The sequence below is a fragment of the Comamonas sp. MYb21 genome (assembly GCF_037479395.1).
In the GTDB taxonomy this organism is placed as follows: Bacteria; Pseudomonadota; Gammaproteobacteria; order Burkholderiales; family Burkholderiaceae_C; genus Comamonas.
This window is the reverse complement of sequence record NZ_JBBGZC010000007.1, coordinates 21542-30701: the sequence shown is the minus strand read 5'-3', so window position 1 is coordinate 30701 and position 9160 is coordinate 21542. Positions and strand designations below refer to the sequence as shown.

Sequence of the window (9160 nt, the reverse complement as noted above, 5' to 3'; positions counted from 1 at the left end):
TGGCTCCTCAACCTGGGCTCGAACCAGGGACCTACGGATTAACAGTCCGGCGCTCTACCAACTGAGCTATTGAGGAACAAGACTGCGATTATAGAACGAATTTTTGCCCTGAAAAACGGGCGAGGTCATTTTTTGCCGCGCAGCGCTGGGCTCACGGCGCCGCAGGGGGCTCGGGCCGGCACCACAGCCAGGCCAGCACGCAGGCCATGCAGCCAATCGACAACAGCTTGGCCCAGCCAGGCGCTGGCACCAGCAGCATGATGACGGCGCACAGCGCCATCGTGATGCTGGCGCTCCATTTGGCCTTGCGGCTGACAAAACCGCCCGCCGCCCAGTTGCGCAGCATGCCGCCAAACAGCCGGTGGCGCCACAGCCAGGCATGCAGGCGCGGCGAGCTGCGCGCCGCGCAAGCCCCGGCCATCAGCACAAAGACCGTGGTCGGCAGCCCTGGCACAAAAATGCCGATGATGCCCATAGCCAGGCAGGCCACAGCCGCCAACAGCAGCAGCCAGCGCAAGACCGGACTGCGGATGGGGCAGTAGGCCGGTGTCTGCAGGTCTGGCAGCGCGGTGGAAGAGGCTCCGGGCTCGTTCATGGTCCAGCATTGTGCATCGCGCCGCATAACAGTGTCTTGATGCTGGGCAAGGGGGGTGGGCATCTTGCTGCGCTGAGGCGCCGGTGTTTTGGGTGGCAAAAGGCGCCAGACGGGCTTGCGCGCTGCGCTACCATGCCGGCATGGCGATCTATCCAATCTTGAAAATGGGCGATGCCCGTTTGCTGCGCACCGCGCAGCCTGTGACCGAATTTGACACCGATGCGCTGCACCAGTTGGTGCAGGACCTGCTCGACACCATGCGCGACGCCAACGGCGCGGGCCTGGCGGCGCCGCAGATCGGGGTGGACCTGCAGGTGGTGTTCTTCGGCTCGCCCGATCGCAACCCGCGCTACCCGGACCGCCCGCTGGTGCCGCCCACGGTGCTGATCAACCCGGTGATCACGCCCTTGTCGGACGAGGAAGAAGACGACTGGGAGGGTTGCCTGTCGGTGCCCGGGCTGCGCGGCATGGTGCCGCGTTGGCGCAAGATCCGCTACACCGGCTTTGACCAGTATGGCGACCCGATTGACCGCGAGGCCGAGGGCTTCCATGCCCGGGTGGTGCAGCATGAATGCGACCACCTCTGGGGCAAGCTCTACCCGATGCGGGTGCGCGATTTCAGCCAGTTCGGTTTTACCGAGCTGCTGTTTCCCGGTATCAGCGCGGCCGAGGACGACTGAGCCGGGTCCGCCTTAACGGTCAACCGGCCGCGCCGCTGCCCGTTGCGGCCAGTGCCCAGAGCAGCTCGGTCTCGATCGCGATCTGGCTCACATTGTTCTGCAGCTCCGGGCCCTGCAGCAAAAAGCTGTCTTCCACGCGCTCGCCCAAGGTACTGATCTTGGCCAGCTCCACACTCAGCTGGTGGCGCGCCAGGATGCGTGCCACGGTGTAGAGCAGGCCTGCGCGGTCTGCCGCCGAGATGGACAGCAGCCAGCGCTGACCCTTGTCATCGGGGCGCAGCAGCACGCGCGGCGCCACCGGAAAGCTCTTGACCCGGCGCGAGACGCGGCGCTGCGCGGGCTCGGGCAGCGGCTGGGCGGCCACCAGCACGCGGGTGAGCTCGCTCTCGACCAGGTTGATCAGCTCGCGGTAGCTTTGCGGTGCATCGGTTGCCACCACCTGGAAGGTGTCGAGCGCATAGCGGTTAAGGGCGGTGTGCACGCGCGCGTCCAGAATCGAGAAACCCGCCTGGTCGAAATAGCTGCAGATGCGGGCAAACAGATCGGGCTGGTCGGGCGCATACACCATCACCTGCAGGCCTTCGCCGGCCAGCGACTGGCGCGCACGCACCAAGGTGGCCTTGCTGCCCACGGCGCGTGACAGGTGGCGCGTATGCCAGGCGATATCGGCGGCCTCGTGGCGCAGAAAATAATCGAGGCCCAGCGTATCCCACAGCGCTTTTTGCGATTCATGGGGCTGGGCCGACAGCGCCAGCAGCACCAGCGCTTCGCGCTTGCGGATTTCCACCTGCGCGGCCACATCGGGTGCCCGCCCGCCCAGTACGCGCAGCGTCGAGCGGTACAGGTCTTCGAGCAGCTTGCCTTTCCAGGCATTCCAGACCTTGGGGCTGGTGCCACGGATATCGGCGACGGTGAGCAGGTAGAGGGCGGTGAGCCGGCGCTCATTGCCCATGCGCTGGGCAAAGGCGGTGATCACCTCGGGGTCGGACGTATCCTGCTTTTGCGCGACCTGGCTCATCGTCAGGTGCTCGCGCACCAGGAACTCGACCAGCTGCCGGTCTTCCTTGGCAATCTGGTGGTCGCGGCAAAAACGCTTGACTTCGAGCGCACCGATCTCCGAATGGTCACCACCCCGGCCCTTACCGATATCGTGGAACAGGGCGGCCAAGTACAGAATCCAGGGCTTGTCCCAGCCAGCGGCCAGCTGGGAGCAGAACGGGTACTCATGCGCATGCTCGGCCATGAAAAAGCGCCGCACATTGCGCAACACCATCAGGATGTGCTGGTCCACCGTGTAGACATGGAACAGGTCGTGCTGCATCTGGCCCACGATGCGGCGGAACGGCCAGAGGTAGCGCCCCAGCACCGAGGTCTGGTTGAGCAGCCGCATCGCATGGGTGATGCCATGGGGCTGCTGCAGGATCTGCATGAAGGTGGCGCGGTTGACCGGGTCACGCCGGAACTGCGCATCCATCAGCTGGCGCGCATGGTAGAGCGCGCGGAAGGTACGGGCCGACAGGTCCTTCAAGCCCGGCTCGGTCTCGTAGAGCAAGAAGGTGCGCAAGATGGCATGCGGGTTGCGCTGGTAGACCTCGTCGTCGGCCACCTCGATGAGGCCGGCCTTGTCGTAGAACTCGTCATCGATGCGGCGCAAGGTGTGGTTGCCCGGGTGCAGGCGCTCGTCCATGTTCAGCATCAGGATCTGCGTGAGCTGGGCCACGGCCTTGGCAGCCCAGTAGTAGCGCTTCATCAGCTCCTCGCTGGCGCGCTTGGGAAAGCGCTGGCCGGCCGGCGTGATGGTCTTGAAGCCAAAGGATTCGGCCACCGGCGTCTGCAGGTCGAACACCAGCCGGTCTTCACGGCGCCGCGCCACAATGTGCAGCCGCGCGCGGATGAGGCAGATCAGGTCCTCGTTGCGCTGCAGGTTGCGCACCTCGTAGACGGTCGCCAGCCCCTTGTCGGCCAGCTCCTTCCAGCGGCTGCCCAGGCCCGTGGCACGGCCCAGCCACAGAATCAGCTGCAGATCGCGCAGGCCGCCGGGCGACTCCTTGCAGTTGGGCTCGAGCGCATAGACGGTGTTCTCGTACTTGTTGTGGCGCTGCTGCATCTCCAGCACCTTGGCCACGACAAAGGCATCGGGCTTGATGGACTGGGCCAGCGCCGCCTGGAACAGGTGGTAGAGGCGGGGCGAGCCAATGATGCGGCGCGACTCCAGCAGCGCTGTCTGCACCGTCACATCGGCCTGGGCTTCGCTGATGCACTGGCTGATGGTGCGCACGCTCGAGCCAATTTCCAGCCCGGCATCCCAGCACGAGCCGATGAACTGCTCGATCGCGGTGCGCAATTCGCTGTCCTGCTCCGGATCGGTGCCTTCGGGCAGCAGCAGCAGCACATCGATATCGGAGTAGGGAAACAGCTTGCCCCGGCCAAAGCCGCCCACCCCCACCAGGTTCAGGCGCCCGGGCAGGCCGGCCAGGTGCCAGAGATCGCGCAGCAGCCCATCGGCCAGCTGCGAGAGCTTGCGCAGCTGGGTCTGTATGCCCCGGGTGCTGCTGCCCCCGGCCATGATGTCATCAAACAGGGCGCTGCGTTGCGCCTGGTACTGCTCGCGCAGCTGCGGAATGCGAGGATCGTTCATGGTGCCTAACTATGCTGTCGTTGGCAGTGTGCCATAGCAATCAACAGCAGCAGCGAGTAAGCACATTCCATGCCACTACGCACCAAATGGGGGCATGGAGGAGGCGGGAGTGCCAGAAACGACCAAGGCGGCATGCTGGTTGCAGTGCCGCCTTGGTGTGGGCTGGTGCCGGGCAGGCCCGGCACGCGCGCAGCGATTTATCGGTGCAGTATCAGCGCCCGATCAGCACTTGGTGCTGGTCACAAAGCTGGGTGGCGTGGGCGAGCCTTCCGACCAGGTCAGCACTTCGTAGCCGGTGTCGGTCACCAGCACTTCGACTTCCCACTGGGCCGAGAGGCTGTGGTCCTTGGTGATGACGGTCCAGCCGTCATTGCCCAGGTCCTTGATGTCCTTCTTGCCCAGGTTGAGCATCGGCTCGATCGTGAAGATCATGCCGGTCTTGAGCTCGACGCCGGTGCCCGGGCGGCCGTAGTGCAGCACCTGCGGCTCGTCGTGGAACACCTTGCCGATGCCGTGGCCGCAGTACTCGCGCACGACCGACAGGCCCTGGCCTTCGGCAAACTTCTGGATCGCATGGCCGATATCGCCCAGGTGTGCGCCATTCTTGACCTGCACGATGCCATGCCACATGGCTTCAAAGGTCAGCTGGCACAGGCGCTTGCCGGCAATCGTGCCTTCGCCGATCACGAACATGCGGCTGTTGTCGCCAAAATAGCCTTCGGGCGTGATGATGGTCACATCCACATTGACGATGTCGCCCTTCTTGAGCGGCTTGTCATTGGGGATGCCATGGCAGACCACGTGGTTCACCGAGGTGCAGACATAGGCAGGGTAGGGCGTCATGCCTGGCGGCTGGTAGCCCAGGCAGGCCGATTTGGTGCCTTGCTTTTCCATCGCCTCGGCGCACAGCAGATCGATTTGCTTGGTGGTGATACCCGGTTGGATGTGGGGGGTGATGTAGTCCAAGACCTCCGAGGCCAGGCGGCCTGCGATGCGCATCTGCGCAATATCGTCTTCGGTATTGATTTTGATCGTCATAGCCCATGATTATCCCACTGCTGCCATTGGCCTGTTGTCCATGCGGCTACGTGTCCTGGCGGGGCACAGTAGAATCCCGGGTTATCCCGCCCTTGTCATGGTGCTGCCACGGTCCGCCCGTAGCAGTGGGCAAGGCGCATGCGTGCTTTCTTCCCATCCTCCTAGTCCACATAGGCTGCCACGTGACACTGCACCTGACTCAGCTACCAGGCGGTAACGCCCTCAGCTCCTTCCGCGCCCAACAACTGCAGACCGCATTGACGGCGATCCATCCAAAGATAACGGGCATTGCTGCCCGTTTTGTGCATCTGGTGGCCACCGAGCAGCCCCTGGCCGGCGCCCAGGCCGAGCGCGTAGCGGCCCTGCTGACCTATGGCGACCCCTATGAAGGCGTCAGCGACGGCCTGGCCTTCATCGTCACGCCCCGCATGGGCACCATCTCGCCCTGGGCTTCCAAGGCCACCGACATTGCCCGCAACTGCGGCCTGGCGCTGTTCCGCATCGAGCGCCTGACCGAATACCGGATCGAGCTCAAGGTCGGCCTGCTGGGCGGCAAGCCCGAGCTGAGCGCCGAGCAGACCGCACAGATCGCCGCGCTGCTGCACGACCGCATGACCGAGTCGGTCTTCGCCACCCGCGCCGAAGCCGAGCAGCTGTTCTCTGCACTGCAAGCCCAGCCGATGGAGTTTGTCGATGTGCTGGGCGGCGGCCGCAGCGCGCTGGAAAAAGCCAACAAGCAATGGGGCCTGGCGCTGGCCGACGACGAGATCGAGTACCTGGAAAACGCCTTCAAGGGCCTGGCACGCAACCCCAGCGATGTCGAGCTGATGATGTTTGCCCAGGCGAACTCCGAGCACTGCCGCCACAAGATCTTCAACGCCAAGTTCACCATCGACGGTGTGGCGCAGGACAAGAGCCTGTTTGGCATGATCCGCCACACCGAGGCGGTATCGCCCCAGCACACCGTCGTCGCCTATTCGGACAATGCCTCCATCATGGAAGGCCACCAGGTCGAGCGCTTTGTCGCGCCGTTCAATACCCAGGCCGATGCCGTGACGGCGCCCAGCTACCAAAAGCAAGCGGCCACCAGCCATGTGCTGATGAAGGTCGAGACCCACAACCACCCGACGGCCATCTCGCCCTTCCCTGGCGCCTCCACCGGCGCGGGCGGTGAGATCCGTGACGAAGGCGCGACCGGCCGGGGCTCCAAGCCCAAGGCGGGCCTCACCGGCTTCACCGTCTCCAAGCTCTGGGGCAGCGAGGTCGGCAAGCCCGAGCACATCGCCAGCCCGCTGCAGATCATGATCGAAGGCCCGCTGGGCGGTGCCGCGTTCAACAACGAGTTCGGCCGTCCCAACCTGACCGGCTACTTCCGCGAGTACGAGCAGCAAGTCGGTGACATCACCCGTGGCTACCACAAGCCCATCATGATTGCCGGTGGCCTGGGCGTGATCGATGCTGAGCAGACCCAGAAGATCCTGTTCCCCGCCGGCACCTTGCTGATCCAACTGGGCGGCCCAGGCATGCGCATCGGCATGGGCGGCGGCGCGGCCAGCTCGATGGCCAGCGGCACCAATGCGGCCGAGCTGGACTTTGACTCGGTGCAGCGCGGCAACCCCGAGATCGAGCGCCGTGCGCAAGAGGTCATCAACCACTGCTGGCAGCAGGGCGCAGCCAACCCCATCCTGGCGATCCACGATGTGGGCGCCGGCGGCCTGTCCAACGCCTTCCCCGAGCTGACCAATGACGCCGGCCGTGGCGCCCGCTTTGACCTGCGCAAGGTCAACCTGGAAGAATCGGGCCTGGCGCCCAAGGAAATCTGGTCCAACGAAAGCCAGGAACGCTATGTGATGGCGATTGCGCCTGAGTCGCTGGCGCAGTTCACGGCGTTTTGCGAGCGCGAGCGCTGCCCGTTTGCCGTCATCGGCACGGCGACCGAAGAGCGCCAGCTGGTGCTGCAGGACCCGGCGGCCACCGCAGACGACCAGAAATTCCCGGTCGATATGCCGATGGATGTGCTGCTGGGCAAGCCGCCCAAGATGCACAAGGATGTGCAGACCGTGGCACGCAGCCTGCCGGCCATCGACCTGACCGGCGTGCCGCTGGAAAAGGCCGTGATCGATGTGCTGGCCCACCCCACGGTGGCCTCCAAGCGCTTCCTGGTCACCATCGGTGACCGCGCTGTGGGCGGCCTGACCCACCGCGACCAGATGGTCGGCCCCTGGCAGGTGCCGGTGGCCGACGTCGCCGTGACCCTGGCCGATTTCCAGGGCTTCAAGGGCGAAGCCATGGCGATGGGCGAGCGCACGCCGCTGGCCGCGATCAATGCACCCGCATCGGGCCGTATGGCAGTGGCCGAGGCCATCACCAATATGCTGGCAGCGCCCATTGCGCTGTCCAAGGTCAAGATGTCGGCCAACTGGATGGCCGCCTGCGGCGAGCCCGGTGAAGACGCCGATCTGTACGCCACCGTCAAGGCCGTGGGCATGGAGCTGTGCCCGCAGCTGAACATCTCCATCCCCGTGGGCAAGGACAGCCTGTCGATGCGCACGCAGTGGAGCGAGGGCGGCCAGACCAAGAAGGTCACCTCGCCCGTCAGCCTGATCATCACCGGCTTTGCGTCCATCGATGATGTGCGCAGCACCTTGACGCCCCAGCTGGACGCCAACGAGGCCGACACCACCTTGGTGCTGGTCGATCTCTCGCGCGGCAAGATGCGCATGGGTGGCTCCATCCTGGGCCAGGTGCTGGGCCAAAGCGGCAATGAAACGCCGGACCTGGACGAGGCCAAGGACCTGATCGCCCTGGTTGACGCCGTCAACGCGCTGCGCGCCCAGGGCAAGATCCTGGCCTACCACGACAAGGGCGACGGCGGCCTGCTGGCCACCGTGGCAGAAATGGCCTTTGCCGGCCATGTCGGCGTGGCACTGAATGTGGACATGCTAATCACCGAAGGCGATGGCATCTCCGACAGCCGCATGGACAGTGGCGAAGGCAAGAACTGGGGCGCCCAGGTATCGGGCCGCCGCGAAGACCTGACCCTGCGTGCGCTGTTCAACGAAGAGCTGGGCGTGGTGCTGCAGGTCAAGACCAGCGACAGCGCCGAGGTGCTGCAGACCCTGCGCGAGCATGGCCTGTCCACCTGCAGCCACATCGTGGGCAAGACGCGTCCGGCCTCGTCCAGCATGGACATGGGCAAGGGCGAGCTGCAGGTCTGGCGCGATGCCAAGAAGGTGTTTGGCGCCAGCCTGAGCGATCTGCACCAGGTCTGGGATGCCGTCAGCTGGAAGATTGCCCAGCAGCGCGACAACCCCGCCTGCGCCGACAGCGAGCACGCCTCGGTCGGTGTGCCGTCTGACCCCGGCATGCATGTACACCTGACTTTCGACCCGCAAGAAGCGCTGTCTGCGCCCTTCGTCAACGTGGGGGCCAAGCCCCGCGTGGCGGTGCTGCGCGAGCAGGGTGTGAACTCCCACGTGGAGATGGCCTACGCCTTTGGCGAAGCCGGCTTTGAAGCGGTGGACGTGCACATGACCGACCTGCAGACGGGCCGTGCCCAGCTGCGTGACTTTGCAGGTATCGTCGCCTGCGGCGGCTTCAGCTACGGTGACACCCTGGGCGCCGGCATTGGCTGGGCCCGCTCCATCACCTTCAACGAGCCGCTGTCCGAGCAGTTCCAGGCCTTCTTCAGCCGCAAGGACACCTTCGGCCTGGGCGTCTGCAATGGCTGCCAGATGTTTGCCGAGCTGGCCGACATCATCCCCGGTGCGCAGGACTGGCCACGCTTCACGCAAAACCAGAGCAACCGCTTCGAGGCGCGCCTGTCGATGGTTGAAGTGCTGGACTCGCCCAGCCTGTTCCTGCAAGGCATGGCCGGCTCGCGCCTGCCGATCGCCGTGGCGCACGGTGAGGGCTATGCCAACTTCCGCTTCCGTGGCAACGCCGATGCGGTGATCGCCGCGATGCGCTATGTGGACAACCACGGCCAGGCGACCGAGCAGTACCCGTTCAACCCGAACGGTTCGGCCGGCGGCCTGACGGCGGTCACCACCGCCGATGGCCGCTTTACCGCGATGATGCCGCACCCCGAGCGCGTGTTCCGCAATGTGCAGATGAGCTGGACCGACGGCGACCGCTCGGCCCACAGCCCCTGGATGCGCGTCTGGCGCAATGCCCGCCACTGGCTGGGCTGATCTGCGCAACGCCCCA

Annotated in this window: 5 protein-coding genes and 1 tRNA gene; 2 read left to right on the top strand and 4 right to left on the bottom strand. The window is 65.2% G+C overall.

Features of this window, described 5'->3' with window-relative positions:
* A tRNA-Asn gene (locus tag WH367_RS11460) sits at positions 1-76 on the bottom strand.
* A gap of 75 nt (positions 77-151) precedes the next feature.
* Positions 152-595, bottom strand: coding sequence for a YbaN family protein (locus tag WH367_RS11455; protein ID WP_339536168.1), 444 nt, complete (start codon positions 593-595; stop codon positions 152-154).
* Between the two features lie 140 nt (positions 596-735).
* Here WH367_RS11455 and def point away from each other — a divergent pair, with 140 nt between their 5' ends.
* Positions 736-1275 carry a peptide deformylase gene (gene def, locus WH367_RS11450; protein WP_339536166.1) on the top strand — a complete coding sequence of 180 codons (540 nt, stop codon included), beginning with the start codon at positions 736-738 and terminating at the stop codon, positions 1273-1275.
* 19 nt (positions 1276-1294) lie between these two features.
* Here the strand turns inward: def and WH367_RS11445 are convergent, their stop codons facing one another.
* Positions 1295-3913 (bottom strand): [protein-PII] uridylyltransferase, encoded by a 2619-nt coding sequence (locus WH367_RS11445; protein WP_021024880.1) that lies wholly within the window; start codon positions 3911-3913, stop codon positions 1295-1297.
* A gap of 222 nt (positions 3914-4135) precedes the next feature.
* Positions 4136-4951, bottom strand: coding sequence for a type I methionyl aminopeptidase (gene map / locus WH367_RS11440; protein WP_021024879.1), 816 nt, complete (start codon positions 4949-4951; stop codon positions 4136-4138).
* A 182-nt stretch (positions 4952-5133) separates the two neighbouring features.
* On the opposite strand from map, the gene purL reads away from it, so the two are divergent.
* A complete protein-coding gene (gene purL, locus WH367_RS11435) occupies positions 5134-9144 on the top strand; it encodes a phosphoribosylformylglycinamidine synthase (RefSeq protein WP_339536164.1) in 4011 nt (1336 codons plus the stop codon).
* Positions 9145-9160: the final 16 nt, after the last annotated feature.